The following is a 22680-nucleotide window of genomic DNA, read 5'->3' on the forward strand; positions in this document are numbered from 1 at the left end:
GCCTCCAGTCTGCGCTTGGGTGGAATGATGTCCGAGAGCTTCAATTTCGCCTCACCGCCGTTCGACCAACTGCGTGCCCACGAGCGCGAACAGCTGCGCGATGCGCTCAGCGTCGGCTACTACACCGACGGCGAAGTCCTGCTGGAAGCCGGCGCCGCGGTACCCGGCCTGTTCATCCTGCTCAAGGGCGTGATCGAGGAGCGCGGCGAGGACGGGCGGCTGTTCGCCCAGTACGGCGCCGACGACCTGTTCGACATCCGCGGGCTGTTCTCCGGCAGCAGCAAGCACCGTTACCAGGCGGTGGAGGAGAGCATCGTCTATGAGCTCCCCGCCAGCGCCTTCCACCAGTTGTGCGCGGGCAACCCCGGGTTCGCCCGCTTCTTCCAGGCCGACCTCGCCAGCAAGCGCCAGCTTGCCCAGCGCGACGGCCAGAACCTGGCCGAATTCATCCTCACCCGCATCGCCCGCGAGCACCTGCTGCCGGCGATCGAGGTGGCCGCCGATTTCCCCCTCGGCGATGCCGCGCGCCTGCAGCTCGGCCGTGGCGCGGACGCACTGCTGGTGCGCCGCGATGGCGAACTGGGCATCGTCACCCGCACCGACCTGATGACTGCGCACTTCCGCGACGGCCGCTCCGAGCAGGAGCCGATCGGCCCGCTGGCGCACGGTCCGCTGGCCAGCGTCGAGCTGGGCGATTTCCTCTTCGACGCGATGATCCTCATGACCCGCCTGCGCATCGAGCGCGTCGCCGTGCGCGAGGAGGGTGAGGTGATCGGCCTGCTGCACCTGACCCAGGTGCTCAGCCTGTTCTCCACCCATTCCCATGTGCTGGCGATGCGCATCGCCCGCGCCGAGACCGAAGGCGAACTGCGCAGCGCCGCGGAAACCCTGCACAGCCTGATCGCCACCCTGTGCGGCAATGGCATCCGCCTGCGCTTCATCATGCAACTGGTCAGCACCCTCAACGACCAGTTGCTCGAACGGCTGTTCGAGATGCAGGTTCCGCCACAGCTGCGCGGCCGCTGCTGCCTGCTGGTGATGGGCAGCGAAGGGCGCGGCGAACAGTTGCTGAAGACCGACCAGGACAACGCCCTGATCCTCGCCGACGACCTGCCGCAGGAGCAGGGACTGCGATTGATGGAGCGCTTCACCGCGTCGCTGCTGGAGTTCGGCTATCCGCCGTGCCCGGGCGGGGTGATGGCCAGCCGAGCCGAATGGTGCAAGTCGGTTTCCGCCTGGCAGCGTGAACTGCTGCAGATCCAGCTGGAGGGCGCTCCGGAGCAGTTGCTGCGCCTGTCGATCCTCGCCGACGCCTGGCCGGTGGCCGGCAACCGTCAGCTGTTCGAGCCGCTGCGCGAGGACCTGAGCCGTTTCGCCGAAGACGGTGAGCGCTGGCTCGGTGGCGTCGCCGTGGCGGCCCTGCAGTTCGATACGCCGCTGACCTTCCTTGGCCAGTTGAAGACCCTCGATGCGCACCTCGACGTGAAGCGCGGCGGCATCTTCCCCATCGTCCACGGCTGCCGTTCCCTGGCCCTGCGCGAAGGGCTGGAGGAGCGCGGCACCCTGGCCCGGCTGGCGGAGCTGAAGGCGCGCGGCGTGCTGGATGGCGCCCTGGCCGACAACCTCGCCGAGTCCTTCGAACTGTTCCTGCAGCTGCGCCTGGAACAGCAGCTCGACGGCAATCGCGACGGCCGCGAACAGGGCCTCGACGTGTCGCGCCTGAGCCGCCATGAACGCGACCTGCTGCGCTTCGGCCTGCACGTGGTGAAGAAGTTCAAGCAGAGCCTGGCCCGGCAATTCCACCTGGAGACACGATGAACGCCCCGGTGAAGATTCCCACTGTTCCGCTGTCGACCTGGCGCCGCCGCCTCTACTGGTGCCTGCATGCGCCCGAGGAGGCCGAGGAGATCGTCTCCATCGACCTCGAAACCACCAGCCTGGACCCGCGCACGGCGGACATCCTGAGCATCGGCGCGGTGCTGATCCGCCGCGGCAAGATGGTCCTCGGCGAGCGCCTGGACCTGCTGGTGGAACCGCCGGCCAGCCTCGACCACCAGTCGATCCGCATCCACAAGCTGCGCCACGCCGATCTGCACGGCCAGCTGCCGCTGGCCGAGGCGCTGCGCCGGCTGCTCGCCTTCATTGGCGACCGGCCGCTGCTCGGCTACTACCTGTCCTTCGATTGCGCAGTGCTCAAGCGGCACCTGCGCGAACAGCTGGACGAGTCGTTGCCCAATCCGCGCATCGAGGTCTCCGAGCTGTACCACCGCAAGCTCAGCCGGCGCTTCCCCGACCTGCACCTGGACCTGCGCTTCGACACCCTGGCGCGGACCCTGGATATCCCGGTGGAAGGCCGGCATACCGCGCTGGGCGACGCCCAGGCGGTGGCGCTGATGTTTCTGCGTCTGCGCAAGGGTTCGCTGCCACGCCACGTGGCCTGAAGTTTCTCTCTCCTGGCCCGCCACCCGGCGGGCATTTTTTTCATCGTGCTTTCCCCGCGACCTGCCGCCGATGTCGCGCGCATGGCGCGCCTACAGGGTTGGATGCTGTCGAGGCGATACTCCCGATCTTTTCTGAATCTTCCTCCCGGGCTCCGGGTCCGAATTAGTAAGCGGAGCAATGTCCCGGCTCGGCACGCCGCTCTGCGCCTGTCGTCAGTGGAAGGGAGAAATGCCATGACCCTGGGAACCATCCTCCTGATCATCCTGATCCTTGCGCTGATCGGCGTGCTGCCGGTCTTTCCTCACTCCAGGGAATGGGGCTATGGCCCGTCCGGCGGGATCGGCGTGGTCCTGGCGGTCATTCTCATACTGGTGCTGCTCGGCATGATTTAGCCGCACAGGTCGCCCCGCAAAGTGAACGATTGCACAGCGGCCATCCCCGCCAACTACTAACATGCCCTGCGATGAATGCCGGGGAGGGCGGACATGCTGGGTGGAGCGATGATCGGACTGGGGCTGCTGGGGCTGGCGGCGCAACTGGGACTGGGACTGCTGCTGTTGCCGGCCGACGGGGGATTGCTGTCGCGCAGCATCGATGAGCAGTTGTACTGGCAGTTCCTTTTCCTGGTGCCGTCCCTGCCGCTGGCGTTCGGTTGTTTCCTCCTGCGCTACCGTGTGCGCCGGCTCGCCCATTTCCACAGCGAGCGGGTCAACTGCGCCGCCTTCCTGCTGATCTCCGCCGGGGTTTCGCTGGTGCTGGGCAAGCTGGTGGCGATCCTCACTATCTGAATCTCGTCCCTGACTTTGCCGGCGCCATTCAGCACCCTGATTTCACCGCTGCGAGCGGGATGCCTTGATTACACTCGGTCCATCCACGGACACGAATGAAGGCAATCCCCCTATGCAAGAACGCATGATGGTGACCGGCGCCGGTTCCGGCCTCGGTCGTGAAATCGCCCTGCGCTGGGCGCGCGAAGGCTGGCAGCTGGCGCTGGCCGACATCAACGAAAGCGGCCTCGGCGAAACCCTCAGACTGGTGCGCGCCGCCGGTGGCGACGGTTTCACCCAGCGCTGCGACGTGCGCGACTACAGCCAGCTCACCGCCCTGGCCCAGGCCTGCGAAGAGCGCTTCGGCGGCATCGACGTGATCGTCAACAATGCCGGCGTGGCGTCCGGCGGCTTCTTCGACGAACTCAGCCTGGAAGACTGGGACTGGCAGATCTCCATCAACCTGATGGGCGTGGTGAAGGGCTGCAAGGCCTTCCTGCCGCTGCTCGAGCGCAGCAAGGGCAGGATCGTCAACATCGCCTCCATGGCCGCGCTGATGCAGGGTCCGGCGATGAGCAACTACAACGTCGCCAAGGCCGGCGTGGTGGCGCTGTCGGAAAGCCTGCTGGTGGAGCTGGCGGCGCTGGAGATCGACGTGCACGTGGTCTGCCCGTCGTTCTTCCAGACCAACCTGCTGGACTCCTACCACGGCCCCAGCGCGCAGATGAAGGGCCAGTTCGGCAAGCTGCTGCAGAGTTCGCCGATCAGCGCCGCCGACATCGCCGACTACATCCATGCGGAAGTGGCGCGCGGCAGCTTCATGATCCTGCCCCACGAGCAGGGCCGCCTGGCCTGGCAGGTCAAGCAGCAGAACCCCCAGGCGATCTACGACGAGATGCTCGGCGTGGCGGCCAAGATGCGTGCTGCGCGTCGCGTGGGAGCCTGATCCGGCGGGCTTTTCGCACCCTTTCGGTGCGTTTGCGCGCGGGGCTTGCCCAGGTCGGTGCGAACGGGTAGGTTAGGTCACCGGCCTGCCTGCCGTAGTACGTTGGACCCCAGTGGAAGCCCCGCCCTTTTTGCGGGGCTTCTGCTTTTCCGGGGGTACATTTTTTCGCAAGAACTTCCTTCCGCCGCCCGCGCCCGCTGTGATAGAAGGCTGCCTTTCCCGTCTGGAACCGAACCGTGCAGTCTGAATCCTTCGTCTATGGTTGCATCCGCGACTGGCCCGGCGACTCGATGGAGCGCCGCATGCGCCGCGCGGCCAATCGCAAGGTGCTGGATAGCCTGCCGTGCGGGGAGGCCTGGCCCTTCCTCGGCCGCGAGATGTTCAGCCGCTGCGAACGCGAAGGCAGCGGCCTCTACCAGTCGCAGGTGATCCACTTCGGCGCCAGCTACCCGGCGATCGAATACGAGTGGAGCCTGTGGACCGAGCAGTTCGAGAACCTGCTGCGCCGGCTCTACTGGGCCAGCGCGGTGGTCCACCTGGAAACCGAATCCAGCGGGGTGCACACCTTCCGCTGGGAGTCCGAGCGCGGCTTCCACAGCCCGCGGGAAGGCGAGTTGCGCATGCGCTGCGCCTGGGAACGCGAGGGCGGCCTGCGTGGCTGAGCCGCGCCCCGTCGAGGAAACGGAATGCTGAATTATCTGTGGTTCGTGCTGGCGGCGCTGTGTGAGATCGGCGGCTGCTACGCCTTCTGGATGTGGCTGCGGATGGAGCGCAGCCCGTGGTGGATCGTGCCTGGGCTGCTCAGCCTGACGGTCTTCGCCGTCCTCCTCACCCGCGTCGAGGCGGCCTACGCCGGTCGCGCCTATGCCGCCTACGGCGGGATCTACGTCGCCGCCTCGCTGTTCTGGCTGGCGGTCATCGAGCGCAGCAAGCCGCTGCTCAGCGACTGGCTGGGGGTGGCGCTGTGCGTGGCCGGGGCCAGCGTGATTCTGTTCGGGCCGCGGGTCAGCGCCTAGAAACGAATTTTCCCGGTGAAGGCGTCCTTGAGCATCACCCAGTCGCCCATGAACGACCACAGCGGATACTGGAAGGTCGCCGGGCGGTTCTTCTCGAAGACGAAGTGGCCGACCCAGGCGAAGCCGTAGCCGGCCACCGGCAGCGCCAGCAGCCACAGCCATTGCTGGCTGGCGATGGCGTAGGCGAGCAGGGCCAGCACCAGCAGGCTGCCGACGTAGTGCAGCCGGCGGCAGGTCGGGTTGCTGTGTTCCCGCAGGTAGAACGGATAGAACTCGCGGAAGCTGTGGAAGCGCTCGGCGGACTGGCTGCTCATGGGACACCTCCTGTGGTTGAAGTGGCGTCAGAGTGCCATTTTAGTCCGCCTGCCCACTATCCCGGCGGCAGCTTCACTGCCGCCTGAATGCCGCGCCAATCGCCGGCTGAATGATGCCGCTCAGTGCCGCCAGAAGGCCGGCGTCAGCAGCACCAGCACGGTGATGATCTCCAGCCGGCCGAGCAGCATGCCGCCGGAGAGCAGCCATTTGGCGGTGTCCGGCAGCGATTCGAAGTTCCCCGCAGGCCCGATGATCGGCCCCATGCCCGGACCCACGCCGGCCACGGTGCTGGCGGCGCCGGTGAGCGCGGTCATCCAGTCCAGGCCGAGGAAGGATAGCCCGAGGGCGAGCAGGCCGACGGTGCCGCCGAAGAAGAACGAGAAGGTCAGGATCGAGCGGACGATTTCCTCGTCCAGCGGGTGGCCGTTGTACATCTGGCTGATCACCGCGCGCGGGTGGATGAGCTGGTAGAGGTTGGCGCGCAGCAGGATGAAGGCCACCTGGAAGCGGAAGATCTTGATCCCGCCGGCGGTGGAGCCGGAGCAGCCGCCGATGAAGCCCAGGTAGAAGAACAGCATGATCGAGAAGTGCCCCCACAGGCTGTAGTCGCCGAGGGCGAAGCCGGTGGTGGTGACCACCGAGGTGACGTTCACCGCGACGATGCGGAAGGCGTCCGCCCAGCCCAGCTCGGAATTCAGCGAATACCAGGTGCCCATCACCAGCCAGGTGAACACCAGCAGGCCGAGCAGGCCGCGCACCTGGTGATCCTTGTACAGCGCCCAGCGGTTGCCGCGCAGGGTGGAAACGTACAGGGCGAACGGCAGGCTGCCGAGGATCATCACCACCACCGCGACCCAGTGCACCGCCGGCTGGTGCCACTTGGCGAGGGACTGGTCGGAGGTGGAGAAACCGCCGGTGGAGATCGCCGACATCGCATGGTTGAGCGCGTCGAACAGGCTCATGCCGGCCAGGTGGAAGGCCAGGGTGCCGAGCAGGGTGATGCCGACGTACACCCCGACGATGTACTTGGCGACCATGTGCGAGCGCGGCATGACCTTTTCCGTGCGGTCCGAGGACTCGGTCTGGAACAGGCGCATGCCACCGATGCGCAGCATCGGCAGGATCGCCACCGCCATGCCGATGAAGCCGATGCCGCCCAGCCAGTGCAGCAGCGAGCGCCAGATGAGGATGCCCGGGGACATCCTGTCGAGCCCGCTGAGCACGGTGGAACCGGTGGCGGTGATGCCGGACATGCTCTCGAAGAAGGCATCGGTGTAGCTGATGTGCTGGGTGAAGACGAAGGGCAGTGCGGCGAAGATGCACACCAGCACCCAGCTCGACACCGTCAGCATGTACATGTCGCGCGGGCGCAGGTGCACGTGCTCGGGACGCCCCGGCAGCACCAGGCCGAGCCCGGCGGTGAAGGTGATGATGCTCGACCAGATGAAGGCGTGCAGGTCGCCGGTGCGGTCGAAATGGAGCAGCGTGCCGATGGGGATGAGCATGCTGACTGCCAGGGTGATCAGGAAGATGCCGATGATGTATCCGAGGAGGCGAAGGGTCGGCAGGGCCATTGGACAAGCTCAGCAGTCAGGAACCGGCCATTTTACCTGGCGTCCACAGAGAGTAAACGGCGACGACGGGTGGGAGGATCGCTCCGCTTCGCCCAAATGCGAAGGATTTGCGACTACAATGTGCGGCTTCGTGTTTCTCTGGAGGTGGCCCATGGAGGCTTTCGACGCGCTGCTCAACCGTGTATCCCATGCCCGCCTGGGCGAACCGGCGCCCAGCGCGCAACAGCTGGAACGCCTGTTCCGCGTCGCCCTGCGCGCGCCGGATCACGGCCAGCTGCGGCCCTGGCGCTTCCTCACGGTAGCCGGGGATGCGCGCAGGCAACTGGGCGAACTGTTCGCCCGGGCCACTGCCGCCGCCCAGCCGGACGCCGCTCCGGAAGCGCTGGACAAGGCCCGCGCCATGCCGCTGCGCGCGCCGCTGCTGATCGTCGCCGTCGCCCGCCTGCAGGAACATCCCAAGGTGCCGGAGATCGAGCAGTTGCTGTCGGCCGGCTGCGCCACTCATGGACTGATCCAGGCGGCATTCGCCGAGGGACTGGGGGCGATGTGGCGGACCGGGGCGATGGCCTTCGATCCGCTGGTGCACGAAGGCCTGGGGCTGGGGGCGAACGAGCGCATCGTCGGCTTCATCTACATGGGCACGCCGATCGGCGAGCTGCGCCGGCCGGTGGAGCTGGCTCCGGCGGATTTCGTCAGCGCCTGGAACGGCTGAGCCTTCATGATCCTGTAGGCGCAACTGTCTTTCCGCTATGGCCAACCGCTGGTGTAGGGCGAATGAAGCGGAACGCTTCATCCGCCGACCAGGCCGCGCCGATGGGATGGCGGATAGCGCTGGCGCGTTATGCCCTACGTGGCTGCTCATGGCCCGCTTGACGCCATACCTGTAGGAGCCAGGGGGACGCCTAGTTCTTGCTGGCGATCCAGTTTTTCCCTCAACGTCGGCGTGGAAGGAGAACACGGCAATCGCCAGCAAGCTGGCTCCTACAGGTTCTGTGCGTGCTTCAGGGGCGACGCGACTCCATGTAGCAACTGTCTTGGTATCTCAGCGCATTTTGTTCGCGAGCAAGCTCACTCCTACGGGTGCAGCTTGGCCTCGCCCTACGTCCAACCGTCATTTCAGTGCACGAGGGTAAACCTGTAGGAGCGGGCCATGCCCGCGACCATGTTGGCGCGCGCATGGCGCGCTCCTACAGCTTCGGCGCCGGCAACTCCACCGTCGCGACGAACCCGCCGGCCGGATGATTCCCCAGCCGCAGGCGCCCGGCATGCCGCTCGATGGCGCGGCGGGCGATGGCCAGGCCGAGGCCGTGGCCGGGGCTGCTCTGGTTGGGGGCGCGGAAGAACGGCTCGCCCAGTTGCCCCAGGTGATTCTCGCTGGCGCCGGGACCATGGTCGCGGATGCGGATGTTCAGGTGCCCGTCCTCGGTCGCCGCCTCGATTTCCAGCGGCCGGCCGGGCGGGTTGAAGCGCACGGCATTGCGCAGCAGGTTGTCCAGCGCGCGTTCGAGCATGTCCGGCCAGCCCTCCACCGCCAGTTCGGCGGGCACTTTCAGCTGGATGTCCTGTTCCGGGGCGAGCAGTTGCGCGTCGCCACGCAGGCGTTCCAGCAGTGGCAGCAGCGGAATGCGGCTGGTCGGGCCGGGATCGGCGTCGAGGCGGGCGAGGGCGAGGATTTCGCCGATCAGCGCTTCCAGGCGGTCGCATTCCTGCTCCAGGCGCGGCCACATGCCGGCGCGTTCCTCCGGCGTGGCGCGTTCGGCCAGGGCCAGGGCGATGCGCAGGCGCGCCAGCGGCGAGCGCAGCTCGTGGGAAACGTCGCGCAGCAACTGGCGCTGGCTGTTGATCAGGCGCTGCAGGCGCGCGCCCATGCGGTTGAAGTCGCGGGCCAGCACGCCCAGTTCGTCGCCGCGGCGGGACAGGTGACCGAGGGTTTCCTGCTGGTAGGCGGTCTGCCCGAGGTCGTGCACGGCGCGGCGCAGGCGGTTCAGCGGGCGGGTGATGTAGAGCGTCAGCAGCAGGCTGAAGATGGTCAGCACCACCAGCGCGATGCCCAGTGCGCTGAGCGGCCAGAGCAGGCTGCTGTGCTGCCATGCCTCCATCGCCCGGGTCGGAATCCGGTAGATGAACAGGTAGGTGTGGTCGCTTTGCGGGCTGGTGTATTCCTGGCTCAGCTGGCGCCAGGGGAAACGCGGCATGTCGGCGCGCTCGTGGCCGCTGCGCGGGCGGTGCGGGCGCGGCAGGTAGGTGCCGTCGACCAGGCGGTCGCCGTTCTCGTCGAACACCTGCACCGACAGCTGGAAGTCGCGCTGGCGTTCTTTCAGCATGTATTGCGCGGCGCCCGGGCCCTGGGTCTCGTAGAGCGTGGTCCAGGCCTGGGCTAGGTCGCCCAGGCCTGGGTAGCGGGCGATGATCCAGGCGTCCTGGTTCATCGCGCGGCCGAGCAGGATCGACAGGCCCGCCACCAGCAGCAGCGCGAGCCAGAAGGCGGCGAGGATTCGCCAGAAGAGAGAACGCATGGTTTTCCTGTTCAGCCGCATGATTGGCCTGCCGACCATAATGGAAACGCCGGGCCAAGGCCCGGCGTGTGGTGGGGATGGGCGATCAGTTGCCCTTGGCGTCCTTCTGCGCTTTCCATTGCTGGAACTCGGCCCATTCGGCCTTGCGCTGTTCGCGTTTCTTCTGCAGTTCGTCGAACTTCTTCTGCTGCTCGGGGTTGAGCAGGGCGCGGACGTCCTTCTGGGTCTTTTCGCGGCTGGCCTTCAGCTCGTCCTTCATGGCCTTGCGCTCGGCTTCCGGCAGCTTGTCCAGGTAGCGCTGGGTGATTTCGTGGCGCTGCTTCATGCCTTCGCCCATCAGCTTGCCCATCTGCTGGCGCTGCTCGCGGGTCAGGTCGAGGTCGCGGAACATGCCGTGGCCACCGCCGAACTTGCCGTGGCCGTAGCCGTGGCCGTGGCCGCCCATGTGCATGCCGCCTTCGTACGGCGGCGCATCGGGCGCGGCCGAAGTGGCTGCGAGGGCGAAGGTCGGCAGGCTGGCAGCGATCAGCAGGGCGGTCAGAGTCTTGCGCATGGTGTCTCTCCTTTCTAGGGACCGGTTCGTTACCGGATGGGCCCAGTCTAGGGTTGGCAAGGTCAAGGGCAGTCAGTCGCCGGTAAAGCTTCGGTAAAGATTCGGTTAGGCGTCACGGGGCGTAGAAATAGCCGCGCCCGCGCAGCGCCAGGATGCGCGGGCGGCCGTCTGGATGGGCGCCGAGCTTCTTGCGCAGGTTGCTGACGTGCATGTCCAGGCTGCGGTCGTAGAGGGTCAGCTTGCGGCCGAGGGCGAGTTGCGCCAGGGCCTGCTTGTCCAGCGGCTCGCCGGGCTGGCGCAGCAGGGCTTCGAGGATGCGGCTTTCGGAGAGGGTCAGGCTGACCTCGTGCTCGCCGATGCTGACGACGCCGCGGGTCAGGTTCAGCGCCAGGTCGCCCAGTTCCATCTGCGCCGTGGGGTGCGCCGGATGGCTGCGGCGCAGCACGGCGCGCAGGCGCGCGGTCAGTTCGCGGGGGTCGCAGGGCTTGGCCAGGTAGTCGTCGGCGCCGAGTTCCAGGCCGAGGATGCGGTCCAGCGGTTCGCCGCGGGCCGAGAGCATCAGCACCGGCAGCTCGGGATGTTCGCTGCGCAGTTGCTTGAGCAGTTCCAGGCCGCTGCCGTCGGGCAGCATCACGTCGAGGACGATGGCGTCCGGGGTGCGGCTGGCCAGGGCGGCGCGCGCTTCGGCGCCGTCGTGGCTGGCGCGCACGCTGAAGCCTTCCTGCACCAGCCAGGCGCACAATAGCTCGCACAATTCGCGATCGTCGTCGATCAGCAGCAACTCGCTCATGATTCCGCTTTCTTTCAGTTCAGCCACTCGCGGCGCTGGCGGCGCCGGCCGCGGCTCAGGGCGCCGAGGAAGAACGCCAGCAGGGCGGTGGCGGCGCCCGTCACGTACCAGGTCTGTTGTTCGTTGAGCAGGCGCTGCGGTTGCTGCGCCTGGACCCGCTGCAACTGCTGGCGCAGGCGCTGGTTCTCCTGGCGCAGTCCGGCGAGCCTGGCGGTGTCGCTGTCGGCGCGCTGCAGTTGCACGGCCAGTTCGTCACGCTGGCGCTCGGCCTCGGCCAGGCGCTGCTCCAGCGTCGCGCCGGGTTCGGCCGCCGCGGGCGTTTCCTCCGCCTGCAGGGCGGTGGACAGGGTCAGGCCGGCGAACAGCAGGGGGGCGATACGGTGCATCGGAATTCCTTGTGCGATGAAATCCATGGCCATCCCGGCGTTCGAGACCTGCGTGTGCCGGCGCGTCCCTGCGCCGGATGCCTTGCGTTTACGGCAGGACTTTCTTGAACGGTTTCACCACTACGTCTGCATAGACACCGGCGGCGCGGTAAGGGTCCGCATCGGCCCAGGCCTGGGCGGCGGCGAGGGAGTCGAATTCGGCGACGATCAGGCTGCCGGTGAAGCCGGCGGCGCCCGGGTCGTTGCTGTCGATCGCCGGGTGCGGGCCGGCCAGCACCAGGCGGCCTTCTTCCTTCAGCTGTTCGAGACGGGCCAGGTGCGCCGGGCGCGAGGCCAGGCGGCGTTCTTGGGATGCGGGGATGTCGCGGGCGATGATTGCGTAGAGCATGTCAGTCCTTGGGCTTGTCGCCGGTTGGGGCGTCGTGCATGTGGCGGGCCAGGAAAACGCCCTGGCCGATCAGGAATATCAGGGTCATGCCCAGGCTGCCGAACACCTTGAAGTCCACCCAGATGCTCTGGAAGGTGAAGGCGACGAACAGCTGGGTGAAGCCGCAGACCAGGAAGAACAGCACCCAGGCGATGTTCAGGCGGCTCCAGATCTGCTCCGGCATCTGCACGGCGTGGCCCATGATGCGCTGGATCAGCGGGCGGTCGCCGATGAAGTGGCTGGCGGCGAAGCCCAGGGCGAACAGCCAGTTGACCACCGGCGCCTTCCACTTGAGGAAGGTCTCGCTGTGGAACGCCAGGGTCATGCCGCCGAACACCAGGCAGGCGGCGAGGGTCAGCCACTGGCCCTTGTCCAGCTTGCGCTGCTTGATCAGCAGGGCGCCGTAGACGATCACCGAGGTGCCGATCAGCACCGCGGTGGCGCTGAAGATGCCGCCGAGGCTGAAGGATTGTCCGGCCAGTTCGACGTTGCGCGGGTCCAGCTTGTAGACGATGAAGAACAGGATCAGGGGGATGAAATCGATGAATTGCTTCATTACGGCAGCCAGAGCCCAGGGGAGTCGGCATAATAGCAACCTCCGGATGTTGTGAAACAGTCGTCCGTCTCTTCCAGACTCCCGTCCATGCCGGCCCGCAGACAGCGCCGGCGTGAACGGGCTGTCCGGAACGTCTATACAGAAGCGTAAACATTTCGAAGTTTTTCTATCCGGACAGCCCATGCGTGTCGATCTGCATTGCCACAGCACCGCCTCCGACGGCGTTCTTCCGCCTGCCGCCGTCGTCGCCCGCGCCCACGAGCGCGGAGTGCGCCTGCTCGCCCTGACCGACCACGACACCCTCGAAGGCCTCGCCGAGGCGCGCGCCGCCGCCGAAGAACTGGGCGTGGAGCTGGTCAACGGCGTGGAGCTGTCCTGCACCTGGGGCGGCGCCACCATCCATGTGCTCGGTTACGCCTTCGACGACCGGGCCGAGCCGCTGGTGCGCGCCCTCGACGACCTGCATCGCGGCCGCTGGGCGCGCGCCGAGGAGATCGGCCGGCGCCTGGAAGCCAAGGGCATGCCCGGCGCCTTCGCCGGCGCGCGGGCGGTGCAGCAGGAGCTGGGCGACAGCGACAATGCCCCGGCGCGCCCGCATTTCGCCGAATTCCTGGTGCGCGCCGGGCACGTCGGCGACCGCGCCGAGGCGTTCCGCAAGTGGCTCGGCGCCGGCAAGCTGGGCGACGTCAAGCAGCACTGGCCGAGCCTTGCCGATACGGTCGGCACCCTGCGCGCGGCCGGCGCCTGGATCAGCCTGGCGCACCCCTGCCACTACGATTTCACCCGCACCAAGCGACGCAAGCTGATCGGCGAATTCATCCAGGCCGGCGGCCACGCCATCGAAGTGGTCAACGGCCCGCAGTCGGCCGACCAGGTCGGTGTGCTGAGCATCCTCGCCCGCGAATTCGGCCTGATGGTCAGCGCCGGCAGCGACTTCCACGCCCCCAGCGACTGGTCCGAACTCGGTTCCTACCGGCCCGTGCCGGAAGACCTGCCGCCGCTGTGGCCGCGCTTCGCCAGCCGGGAAACCTCGATCGGGATCAAGGAGAGTCCATGAGTCAGTTCTTCCAGATACACGCGGAAAACCCCCAGCCACGCCTGGTCAAGCAGGCAGTGGAGGTGGTCCGGAACGGTGGCGTGATCGTCTACCCGACCGACTCCTCCTACGCGGTGGGCTGCCGCATCGGCGAGAAGTCGGCGGTCGAGCGCATCCGCCGCCTGCGCAGGCTGGACGACAAGCACAATTTCACCCTGGTCTGCCGCGACCTGTCCGAGCTGGGCCTCTACGCCAAGGTCGACACCGCGCTGTTCCGCCTGCTGAAGACCTACACCCCCGGCCCCTACACCTTCATCCTCAACGCCACCCGCGAAGTGCCGCGCATGCTCCTGCATCCCAAGCGCCGCACCATCGGCCTGCGCGTGCCGGGCTGCCCGATCGCCCTGGCGCTGCTGGAGGAGCTGGGCGAGCCGCTGATGAGCGTCAGCCTGATCATGCCCGGCGACAGCGAGCCGCTGCACGATCCCTACGAGATGCGCGAGATACTGGAGCACCAGGTCGACCTGGTGATCGACGGCGGCTACGGCGGTGGCGAGGCCTCCACGGTGATCAGCCTTACCGAGGAAGACCCGGTGGTGGTGCGCGTCGGCTGCGGCGATCCGACGCCGTTCCAGACCGCCGTGGCCTAGCGCCGGGGACCGCCGCTTGACCACTGTCGACTCGCCGCGCCGGGTATTCTCCGCCATGCGCCCCATCGGTCCGCTGCACCTGGGGCACTACCACTCCACGCTGCGCGACTGGACCCGGCTGCAGCACGAGTACGAGTGCTTCTTCTCCATCGCCGACTGGCATGCGCTGACCACCGAATTCTCCGACGCCGACGGGATCAGCCAGCACGTCTGGGAAATGGCCATCGACTGGCTGTCGGTCGGCCTCAGCCCGAGCGCGGCGACCCTGTTCATCCAGTCCCAGGTGCCGGAACACGCCGAGCTGTACCTGCTGCTGTCGATGATCTGCCCGCTGCCCTGGCTGGAGCGCGTGCCCACCTACCGGGAACTGCAGGAAAGGCTCAGCCATCACGATCTTTCCAGCTTCGGTTTCCTCGGCTATCCGCTGCTGCAGGCCGCCGACATCCTGATCTATCGCGCCGGGCTGGTGGCGGCCGGAACCAGCCAGCAGGCCCATGTGGAGTTCACCCGCGAGATCGCCCGGCGCTTCAACCATCTGTATGGCGGCGAGGAGGACTTCGAGGAGAAGGTCCGGGCCGCCATGACCCGCCTCGGCAAGAAGACCGCGCGGCTGTACGGCTCGCTGCGCCGCACCTGGCAGGAGCAGGGCGACACCGACGCGCTGGAAACCGCCCGGGCGCTGCTCGATGAACAGAAAAGCATGACCCTCGGCGACCGCGAGCGATTGTTCGGCTACCTGGAAGGCAGCGGCCGCGTGCTGCTGCCCGAGCCGCAGTCGCTGCCCAGCGACACGCCGAGGATGCCGGGGCTGGACGGCCAGCGCATGGCCAGGACGCTGGGCAACGTCATCGCCCTGCGCGACAGCCTCGCCGAGGTCGAGGAAAAGATCAGCCGCATGCCCACCGACCCCGCGCGGGTGCGCCGCAGCGATCCCGGCGAGCCGGAACGCTGCCCGGTCTGGCAGTGGCACCAGGTGTACTCCGACCAGGGCTGCCGCAACTGGGTGGAGCAGGGCTGCCGCAGCGCCGGCATCGGCTGCCTGGACTGCAAGCGCCCGGTGATCGAGTCGGTGCGCCTGGAACTGCAGCCGATCCAGGAACGCGCCCTGGACTACGAGGACAACCCCGAACTGGTCCGCAGCATCCTCGCCGAAGGCGCGGAAAAGGCCCGCGAGGCGGCGCGCGAGACCCTGGTCGAGGTGCGCCAGGCGATGGGGTTGGCGTATCGCTAGACCCCGGACGGGTTCCCACGCAGGAGCGCCGAAGTCCTATGGGAGCGGGCCATGCCCGTGATCGGTCGCGCCCAGGTGCGCTCCTACACCGAACCCGGGCTTACCGGCAATCATCGAGCCGCCGGCTGACTCCGTTGATCGCCAGCAAGCTGGCTCCTACAGGAAAGCAAAAGCAGGGATAATGCCCGCCAACTCCAACCTGCGCCTGACGAGTGGCCGATGAGCACCATGACCGAGCCGGAAAACCCCGCCGCCGCCGCGGAATACCGCGAGCCGCTGCAGCTCGCGCTGGTCTATGGCGAGGTCGTCACCGAGCTGCCGCAGGACCTGTACATCCCGCCGGATGCGCTGGAAGTCTTCCTCGAAGCCTTCGAAGGCCCGCTCGACCTGCTGCTCTACCTGATCCGCAAGCAGAATATCGACATCCTCGACATCCCGGTGGCCGAGATCACCCGCCAGTACATGGGCTACGTCGAGCTGATGAAGACCGCCCGTCTGGAACTGGCCGCCGAATACCTGGTGATGGCGGCCATGCTCGCCGAGATCAAGTCGCGCATGCTGCTGCCGCGTTCCAGCGAGGCCGAAGCGGAGGAGGAAGACCCGCGCGCCGAGCTGATCCGCCGCCTGCAGGAGTACGAGCGCTTCAAGAAGGCCGCCGAGGACCTCGACGAACTGCCGCGCGAGGGCCGCGACTACATCGTGCCTACGGTGTCGGCGCCGGATGCGCGGGCGCGCAAGCTGCTGCCGGAAGTCAGCCTGCCGGAGCTGCTCTACAGCCTGGGCGAGGTGCTGCGCCGCGCCGACCTGTTCGAAAGCCACCAGGTCACCCGCGAGATGCTCTCCACCCGCGAGCGCATGACGGAAATCCTCGAACGCCTGAAGGGCGCCGGTTTCGTGCCGTTCATCCAGCTGTTCCGGGTGGAGGAGGGCCGGCTCGGGGTGGTGGTGACCTTCATGGCGATCCTCGAGCTGATCAAGGAACAGCTGGTGGAACTGGTGCAGAACGAAGCCTTCGCGCCGATCCACGTGCGCGCCCGGGTCGAGGCGGAGGAACAGCCGGAAGCCGCTGCCGAAGAAGGCGCTGACGAAGTCGACGACCAGTTCTGATCTCCTGGCTTATCATCGCCCTTCGAAATAACTCCACGAGCCCCGCGCAATGAACCTCTCCGACCCGCAAGAACTGGCGACCCTGCTCGAAGGCATCCTGCTGGCCGCGGGCAAGCCGCTGTCGCTGGAGCGCCTCGGCGAGCTGTTCGAGGAGGAGGAGCGGCCCTCGCCGCAGCAGTTCCGCGATGCGCTGTCGATCCTTGCGCTGTCCTGCGCGGGGCGCGCCTTCGAGCTGAAGGAGGTGGCCTCCGGCTATCGCCTGCAGATTCGCGAGCGCCTGTCGCCCTGGGTCGGGCGGCTCTGGGAGGAGCGTCCGCAGCGCTATTCCCGCGCCCTGCTGGAGACCTTGTCGCTGATCGCCTACCGCCAGCCGATCACCCGCGGCGAGATCGAGGACGTGCGCGGCGTCGCAGTGAACACCCAGATCGTCAAGACGCTGATGGACCGCGAGTGGATCCGCATCGTCGGCTACCGCGAGGTGCCCGGCCGCCCGGCGATGTTCGCCACCACCCGCGCCTTCCTCGACTACTTCAACCTGAAGAGCCTGGACGAACTGCCGCCGCTCTCGGAAATCCGCGAGATGGAGCCGGAGCCCGCGACCGACGACGGGCCGCTGCTGGTCGCGGTGCCGATGGACGCCACCGGCGCCGACCTCGACGACGAGGACTACGTCCCGCCGTCGATCCAGGCCCTGGCCGACCTGGCCCTGCGCGAGGCGGGCGAGGAGCCCGAACCCGCGCCGCCGGCCGAGCCGAAGGAGGAAACCAGCTTCCGCAGCCTGCTCGCTGAACTGGACGAGATGGAACAGGGTCTGAAGACCGACTTCGACGACCTGCTGGAGCTGCCGCCCATCGAGCCGCGGGCGGAAGAGGAAGCCGCAGCGCCCGAGGAGGCGCGGCCGCTGCCGGTTTCGCCGGAGCCGCCGGCCGCCGCGCCGGAGGAAGACGAGTACGACGAGGAACGCGCGCTGGCCGAGGCCATGCGCGAGGAAATGGAGATGCTGCGCGAGCGGGATGACTGACCGCGCTTGGCTCCGCCCTGCGGATGAGCCGCGAAGAAGCCGATTTTTCCAGACGCAAGCGAAACCGCACCGATTGCAGCCCGGATATACTCGTCGCCCCACTGCTTCCCGGCGTCACGCCGACGCCCTCCCGATTCGAACAAAGAGACGATTTCGATGAGCGCAACCACGCATTTCGGCCCCATGCCCGACGCCAACGGCTATTTCGGCCCCTACGGCGGCCAACTGGTGCCGCCGGAACTCAAGCAGGCCATGGATGACATCGACGCCGCCTACCAGGAAATCCGCCAGCGCGCCGATTTCCAGCAGGAACTGGCCAGCCTGTTCGCCGACTACGTCGGCCGCCCCAGCCCGATCTTCCATGCCCGCCGCCTGTCCGAGCAGCTCGGCGGCGCGCAGATCCACCTCAAGCGCGAGGACCTGAACCACACCGGCGCGCACAAGATCAACCACTGCCTGGGCGAGGCGCTGCTGGCCAGGTTCATGGGCAAGAAGAAGGTGATCGCCGAGACCGGCGCCGGTCAGCATGGCGTCGCCCTGGCCACCGCCTGCGCGCTGGTGGGCATTCCCTGCGAGATCCACATGGGCCAGGTGGACATCGAGAAGGAGCACCCCAACGTCACCAAGATGAAGATCCTCGGCTGCAAGCTGGTGGCGGTGACCCGCGGCGCGGCGACGCTGAAGGAAGCGGTGGACAGTGCTTTCGAGGAATACCTGAAGAACCCGCACGACTACATCTACGCCATCGGCTCGGTGGTCGGTCCGCACCCCTTCCCGAGCATGGTCCGCGACTTCCAGTCGATCATCGGCAATGAGGCCCGCGAGCAGTTCCAGGCGAAGTACGGCCGCCTGCCGGATCACGTCACCGCCTGCGTCGGCGGCGGCTCCAACGCCATCGGCATGTTCACCGCCTTCCTCGGCGACGAGGGCGTCAACCTGGTCGGTGTAGAACCCGCCGGCAGGGGCCTGGAAATGGGCCAGCACTCCGCCACCCTGAGCCTGGGCAAGCCCGGCGAAATCCACGGCATGGCCTGCTACGTGCTGGAAGACGCCGAGGGCAACCCGGCGCCGGTGCACTCCATCGCCTCCGGCCTCGACTACCCGGGCGTCGGCCCGCAGCACAGCTACCTGAAGGACCAGGGCCGCGTGCAGTACGTCACCGCCAGCGACCAGGAATGCCTGGACGCCTTCATGACCCTGTCGCGCGTGGAAGGCATCATCCCCGCCCTGGAAAGCGCCCACGCGGTGGCCTGGGCCATCCGCACCGCGCCGACCCTGGGCAGGGACCGGCACATCCTGGTCAACCTGTCCGGCCGCGGCGACAAGGATGCCGACTACGTGGCCAGCCTGCTCGGCCTGTAAGCGCTTTGCCGTGGGCGGCGTGCATGCCGTGGGCGGCGTGCATGCCGCCCACGGACTCGTTCGATGCCCCCGCGAGGGGCGAAATTCCCACTACCTGCGGTAGGCCGGCGCCCGGGGCGCGGTCGTTGAGTGTCCAGATGAAAACAAGCCAGATCAGTCGCATCAGTGCGCTCGCCCTGTTGGTCGCCAGCGCCTCGCTGTTCGCCGCCGAGCCGGCGCAGCCGCTTCCCGGCCAGTCGCGGGACGCCTTCATCGACAACCTGATGAAGCAGATGACCATCGAGGAGAAGATCGGCCAGCTGCGCCTGGTCAGCGTCGGCGCCGACCATCCGAAGCCGGTGCTGCAGGAGGAAATCCGCGCCGGCATCACCGGGGCGGTGTTCAACACCGTGACCCGTCCGGGCATCCGCCTGCTGCAGGACGAGGCCATGAAGAGCCGGCTGAAGATCCCGCTGTTCTTCGCCTACGACGTGGTCCACGGCCACCGCACGGTGTTCCCCATCGGCCTCGGCCTGGCGGCCAGCTGGGACATGCAGGCGATCGCCGAAAGCGCCCGGGTGTCGGCCCTGGAAGCCAGCGCCGACGGCCTCAACCTGACCTATTCGCCCACCGTCGACATCGCCCGCGACCCGCGCTGGGGCCGCGTCTCCGAAGGCTTCGGCGAGGATACCTGGCTGACCAGCCAGATCGCCGGCGTGATCGTCAAGGCCTACCAGGGCGACGACCTGCGCAAGCCGGGCACCATCATGGCCGGGGTCAAGCACTTCGCCCTGTACGGCGCGGGCGAGGGCGGCCGCGACTACAACACCGTCGACATGAGCCCGCAGCGCATGTACCAGGACTACCTGCCGCCGTACCGCGCCGCCATGGACGCCGGCGCCGGCTCGGTGATGGTCTCGCTGAACAGCATCAACGGCGTGCCGGCCAGCGCCAACACCTGGCTGCTGCAGGACCTGCTGCGCAAGGAGTGGGGCTACAAGGGCCTGACCCTCAGCGACCACGGCGCGGTCAAGGAACTGGTCAAGCACGGCGTCGCCGCCAGCGAGCGCGAGGCGGTGAAGCTGGCGATCAAGGCCGGCGTCGACATGAACATGAACGACGACCTCTACCGCAACGAGCTGCCGGGCCTGCTGAAGTCCGGCGAGGTCGCCGAGAGCGACATCGACCGCGCCTGCCGCGACGTGCTGGTCGCCAAGTACGAGATGGGCCTGTTCCACGATCCCTATCGCTATCTGCAGGGCGCCGACCCGGTGGACACCGATGCCGAGGAGCGCCTGCACCGCCAGGCCGCCCGCGAGGTGGCGCGCAAGGGCCAGGTGCTGCTGAAGAACGCCGGCGACGTGCTGCCGCTCAAGCGCCAGGGCACCATCGCGGTGATCGGCCCGCTGGCCGACAGCAAGCGCGACGTGATGGGCAGCTGGTCCGCCGCCGGCAAGGCGCGGCAGGCGGTGACCGTGCTGCAGGGCATGCAGAACGCCATCGGCGACCGCGCCCAGCTGATCTACGCCAAGGGCGCCAACGTCACCGACGACCCGGAAGTCCTCGCCTACCTGAACGAGTACAACCCCGACGTCATCGTCGGCCCGCGCAGCCCGCAGGCCATGCTGGTGGAAGCGGTGGAGGCGGCGAAGCAGGCCGACGTGGTGGTCGCCGTGGTCGGCGAATCCCAGGGCATGGCCCACGAGGCGTCGAGCAAGACCAACCTGCGCATCCCGGCCAGCCAGGTCGAGATGCTCAAGGCGCTGAAGGCCACCGGCAAGCCGATCGTCATGGTGCTGATGAACGGCCGCCCGCTGGACCTGCGCTGGGAAAGCGAGAACATGGACGCCATCCTGGAAACCTGGTTCAGCGGCACCGAGGGCGGCAACGCCATCGCCGACGTGCTGTTCGGCGACTACAACCCGGCCGGCAAGCTGACCATGTCCTTCCCGCGCTCGGTGGGCCAGGTGCCGATCTACTACAACCACCTCAACACCGGCCGCCCGTTCGACCACGAACACCCGAACAAGTACACCTCGCGCTACTTCGACGCCGCCAACGGCCCGCTGTACCCGTTCGGCTTCGGCCTCAGCTACACCAGCTTCAGTGTCTCGGACGTCAGCCTGTCCAGCGGGAAAATGAGCAAGGACGACACCCTGACCGCCAAAGTGACGGTGAAGAACACCGGCAAGCGCGCCGGCGAGACCGTGGTGCAGCTCTACCTGCAGGACGTCGCCGCGTCGATCAGCCGGCCGGTGAAGGAGCTGAAGAACTTCCGCAAGGTGATGCTCGAGCCGGGCGAGTCGAAGGTCGTCGAGTTCCCGATCCGCGAGAACGACCTGCGCTTCTACGACAGCCAGCTGCGCCATGCGTCGGAGCCGGGGGAATTCAAGGTCTACATCGGCCTGGATTCGCAGGACGTGAAGGAAGGGCAATTCACCTTGTTGTGACGGGGGCGGGCGTAGGGTGGATCACGCTCCATCGATCCACCATGGCCGCGCATGCGGCACCGCAATGGTGGATGAAAAGAGCCTCATCCACCCTACGTGCGAATTTCGGCGCGGCGATTGGCATCGTCGATCGGCGCGATGCCTTTTTCCCCTTGGACCTCCCTCCGCATTTCCCCTCAACTACTCCCGTCTGACCAACCGTTCGACAGGGGGAAACGTGAAGAGTCCATGCATCAAGGTCTGTGAGTTCGACGCCGGCGTCTGCCTCGGCTGCGGGCGGACGCGGGAAGAGATCAGGGGCTGGAAGAAGCTCGACGCGCTGGGCCAGCAGGCGGTGCTGGCGGAGTCGGACATGCGCCTGCTGGTGTTCGAGGCGCAGAGGCGCAGGCGTTACAAGTAGCCCGCGGCATCGTTCCCACGCTCCCGCGTGGGAATGCAGCTCTCGACGCTCCCGCGTCGAAGGGACGCAGGAGCGTCCCCGGATGGGTTCCCACGCAGGAGCGTGGGAACCATGGTGTCCATCAAATCACTCCGGCGCCTGGTGCATCGCCAGCGCCACATCCAGCATCCGGTTCGAGAATCCCCACTCGTTGTCGTACCAGGCCATCACCTTCACCAGCCGCCCGCTGACCTTGGTGTGGTTGGCGTCGAAGATCGACGAGCGCGGGTCGTGGTTGAAGTCCACCGACACCAGCGGCAGCTCGTTGTAGCCAAGAACGCTGGAACCCTCGCTGGCCTCGCGGATCAACCGATTGACCGTCTCCACGTCGGTATCGCGGCCGACCTGCACGGTGAGGTCCACCAGCGACACATTGATCACCGGCACCCGCACCGCCAGGCCGCTCAGCTTGCCGGCCAGCTCCGGCAGGACCAGGCCGACCGCCTCGGCGGCGCCGGTCCTGGTGGGAATCATCGACTGGGTGGCCGAGCGCGCGCGGTAGACATCGGCGTGGTGCACGTCGGTCAGCGTCTGGTCGTTGGTGTAGGCATGGATGGTGGTCATCAGCCCGTGCTCGATGCCCAGCTCGCGGTGCAGCACCTGTGCCAGCGGCGCCAGGCAGTTGGTGGTACAGGACGCAGCGGAGACGATCTGCTGCGAGGCGCGCAGCATCTCGTGGTTGACGCCGTACACCACGGTGGCGTCGGCGCCCTTGCCCGGGGCGGAGATCAGCACCTTGCGCGCGCCGGCCTGCAGGTGCGCGGCGGCCCTGTCGCGCTGGGTGAAGGCGCCGCTGCACTCCAGCACGATGTCCACGCCCAGGTCGGCCCAGGGCAGCTCCGCCGGATTGCGGATCGTCGTGACGACCATGCGGTCGCCATTTACGCTGAGACTTTCGGCATCGTGCGCGACCTCGCCGGGGAAGCGCCCGTGCACGCTGTCGTACTGGAACAGATGGGCGTTGATGTCCGGCTTGCCGAGGTCGTTGATCGCCACGACCTGCAGGTGCTGGCGATGGCCGCCGGTGTACAGGGCTCGAAGGACGTTGCGGCCGATGCGGCCGAAACCGTTGATCGCCAGGCGAATGGTCATGGATGTCGTCTCTTTTTCATGAATG

At 67.4% G+C, this 22680-nt stretch carries 25 protein-coding genes; 16 read left to right on the top strand and 9 right to left on the bottom strand.

Features of this window, described 5'->3' with window-relative positions:
- The first annotated feature begins 27 nt into the window (after window positions 1-27).
- The 7 genes from BLR75_RS00350 to BLR75_RS00380 all read left to right on the top strand — a co-directional run bounded on the left by BLR75_RS00350 (window position 28) and on the right by BLR75_RS00380 (window position 5171).
- Entirely contained in the window at window positions 28-1818 is a 1791-nt protein-coding gene (locus BLR75_RS00350; protein ID WP_084313165.1) for a DUF294 nucleotidyltransferase-like domain-containing protein, read from the top strand.
- Window positions 1815-2441 carry a 3'-5' exonuclease gene (locus tag BLR75_RS00355; RefSeq protein ID WP_084313087.1) on the top strand — a complete coding sequence of 209 codons (627 nt, stop codon included), beginning with the start codon at window positions 1815-1817 and terminating at the stop codon, window positions 2439-2441. Before BLR75_RS00350 ends, BLR75_RS00355 begins: the two co-directional genes overlap by 4 nt.
- A 234-nt stretch (window positions 2442-2675) precedes the next feature.
- On the top strand, window positions 2676-2834 hold the full coding sequence (locus tag BLR75_RS00360; RefSeq protein ID WP_084313088.1) for a DUF3309 family protein: 159 nt from the start codon (window positions 2676-2678) through the stop codon (window positions 2832-2834).
- Between the two features lie 93 nt (window positions 2835-2927).
- Window positions 2928-3230, top strand: coding sequence for a hypothetical protein (locus BLR75_RS00365; RefSeq protein WP_084313089.1), 303 nt, complete (start codon window positions 2928-2930; stop codon window positions 3228-3230).
- A 112-nt stretch (window positions 3231-3342) separates the two neighbouring features.
- A complete protein-coding gene (locus tag BLR75_RS00370) occupies window positions 3343-4155 on the top strand; it encodes an SDR family oxidoreductase (RefSeq protein ID WP_084313090.1) in 813 nt (270 codons plus the stop codon).
- Between the two features lie 236 nt (window positions 4156-4391).
- A complete protein-coding gene (locus BLR75_RS00375; protein ID WP_084313091.1) occupies window positions 4392-4817 on the top strand; it encodes a hypothetical protein in 426 nt (141 codons plus the stop codon).
- A 24-nt stretch (window positions 4818-4841) separates the two neighbouring features.
- On the top strand, window positions 4842-5171 hold the full coding sequence (locus BLR75_RS00380) for a YnfA family protein (protein ID WP_084313092.1): 330 nt from the start codon (window positions 4842-4844) through the stop codon (window positions 5169-5171).
- Here the strand turns inward: BLR75_RS00380 and BLR75_RS00385 are convergent.
- The gene (locus tag BLR75_RS00385; RefSeq protein WP_084313093.1) at window positions 5168-5485 is read right to left on the bottom strand and encodes an Mpo1-like protein; all 318 of its coding nucleotides are present in this window, start codon (window positions 5483-5485) and stop codon (window positions 5168-5170) included. The two genes, BLR75_RS00380 and BLR75_RS00385, sit on opposite strands and share 4 nt — an antisense overlap.
- A gap of 120 nt (window positions 5486-5605) precedes the next feature.
- Window positions 5606-7060 (bottom strand): TrkH family potassium uptake protein, encoded by a 1455-nt coding sequence (locus tag BLR75_RS00390; RefSeq protein ID WP_084313094.1) that lies wholly within the window; start codon window positions 7058-7060, stop codon window positions 5606-5608.
- Between the two features lie 151 nt (window positions 7061-7211).
- Here BLR75_RS00390 and BLR75_RS00395 point away from each other — a divergent pair, with 151 nt between their 5' ends.
- Window positions 7212-7772 carry a nitroreductase family protein gene (locus BLR75_RS00395; RefSeq protein WP_084313095.1) on the top strand — a complete coding sequence of 187 codons (561 nt, stop codon included), beginning with the start codon at window positions 7212-7214 and terminating at the stop codon, window positions 7770-7772.
- Between the two features lie 475 nt (window positions 7773-8247).
- Here the strand turns inward: BLR75_RS00395 and BLR75_RS00400 are convergent, their stop codons facing one another.
- From BLR75_RS00400 to BLR75_RS00425, 6 genes are all read right to left on the bottom strand, one after another.
- Entirely contained in the window at window positions 8248-9576 is a 1329-nt protein-coding gene (locus tag BLR75_RS00400) for a sensor histidine kinase (RefSeq protein ID WP_084313096.1), read from the bottom strand.
- An 85-nt stretch (window positions 9577-9661) separates the two neighbouring features.
- Entirely contained in the window at window positions 9662-10129 is a 468-nt protein-coding gene (locus BLR75_RS00405) for a Spy/CpxP family protein refolding chaperone (protein WP_084313097.1), read from the bottom strand.
- 112 nt (window positions 10130-10241) lie between these two features.
- The gene (locus BLR75_RS00410; protein ID WP_084313098.1) at window positions 10242-10919 is read right to left on the bottom strand and encodes a response regulator transcription factor; all 678 of its coding nucleotides are present in this window, start codon (window positions 10917-10919) and stop codon (window positions 10242-10244) included.
- 14 nt (window positions 10920-10933) lie between these two features.
- A complete protein-coding gene (locus BLR75_RS00415) occupies window positions 10934-11305 on the bottom strand; it encodes a hypothetical protein (RefSeq protein WP_084313166.1) in 372 nt (123 codons plus the stop codon).
- 88 nt (window positions 11306-11393) lie between these two features.
- Window positions 11394-11693: a YciI family protein gene (locus tag BLR75_RS00420; RefSeq protein ID WP_084313099.1), complete on the bottom strand. Its 300-nt coding sequence runs from the start codon at window positions 11691-11693 to the stop codon at window positions 11394-11396.
- 1 nt (window position 11694) lies between these two features.
- On the bottom strand, window positions 11695-12288 hold the full coding sequence (locus tag BLR75_RS00425; protein WP_084313100.1) for a septation protein A: 594 nt from the start codon (window positions 12286-12288) through the stop codon (window positions 11695-11697).
- A gap of 181 nt (window positions 12289-12469) precedes the next feature.
- Here BLR75_RS00425 and BLR75_RS00430 point away from each other — a divergent pair, with 181 nt between their 5' ends.
- The 8 genes from BLR75_RS00430 (at window position 12470) to BLR75_RS26610 (ending at window position 21524) form a co-directional block, all read left to right on the top strand.
- Entirely contained in the window at window positions 12470-13345 is an 876-nt protein-coding gene (locus BLR75_RS00430; RefSeq protein ID WP_084313101.1) for a PHP domain-containing protein, read from the top strand.
- Window positions 13342-13974, top strand: coding sequence for an L-threonylcarbamoyladenylate synthase (locus tag BLR75_RS00435; protein ID WP_084313102.1), 633 nt, complete (start codon window positions 13342-13344; stop codon window positions 13972-13974). Before BLR75_RS00430 ends, BLR75_RS00435 begins: the two co-directional genes overlap by 4 nt.
- Window positions 13975-13990: 16 nt before the next feature.
- Window positions 13991-15205 (top strand): tryptophan--tRNA ligase, encoded by a 1215-nt coding sequence (locus tag BLR75_RS00440; protein WP_084313103.1) that lies wholly within the window; start codon window positions 13991-13993, stop codon window positions 15203-15205.
- A 348-nt stretch (window positions 15206-15553) separates the two neighbouring features.
- Complete coding sequence (locus tag BLR75_RS00445) at window positions 15554-16312, top strand: segregation and condensation protein A (RefSeq protein WP_169720270.1); 759 nt, start codon at window positions 15554-15556, stop codon at window positions 16310-16312.
- 49 nt (window positions 16313-16361) lie between these two features.
- A complete protein-coding gene (scpB, locus tag BLR75_RS00450) occupies window positions 16362-17333 on the top strand; it encodes an SMC-Scp complex subunit ScpB (protein ID WP_084313104.1) in 972 nt (323 codons plus the stop codon).
- Window positions 17334-17489: 156 nt separating this feature from the next.
- Window positions 17490-18695 (top strand): tryptophan synthase subunit beta, encoded by a 1206-nt coding sequence (gene trpB, locus BLR75_RS00455; protein ID WP_084313105.1) that lies wholly within the window; start codon window positions 17490-17492, stop codon window positions 18693-18695.
- 137 nt (window positions 18696-18832) lie between these two features.
- The gene (gene bglX / locus BLR75_RS00460) at window positions 18833-21124 is read left to right on the top strand and encodes a beta-glucosidase BglX (protein ID WP_084313106.1); all 2292 of its coding nucleotides are present in this window, start codon (window positions 18833-18835) and stop codon (window positions 21122-21124) included.
- Between the two features lie 217 nt (window positions 21125-21341).
- The gene (locus BLR75_RS26610) at window positions 21342-21524 is read left to right on the top strand and encodes a DUF1289 domain-containing protein (protein WP_174688571.1); all 183 of its coding nucleotides are present in this window, start codon (window positions 21342-21344) and stop codon (window positions 21522-21524) included.
- A gap of 126 nt (window positions 21525-21650) precedes the next feature.
- Here BLR75_RS26610 and gap read toward each other — a convergent pair whose 3' ends face one another.
- On the bottom strand, window positions 21651-22655 hold the full coding sequence (gene gap / locus BLR75_RS00470; RefSeq protein ID WP_084313108.1) for a type I glyceraldehyde-3-phosphate dehydrogenase: 1005 nt from the start codon (window positions 22653-22655) through the stop codon (window positions 21651-21653).
- Between the last annotated feature and the right edge of the window lie 25 nt (window positions 22656-22680).

It is taken from the genome of Pseudomonas jinjuensis, from assembly GCF_900103845.1.
Classification (GTDB): Bacteria; Pseudomonadota; Gammaproteobacteria; order Pseudomonadales; family Pseudomonadaceae; genus Pseudomonas; species Pseudomonas jinjuensis.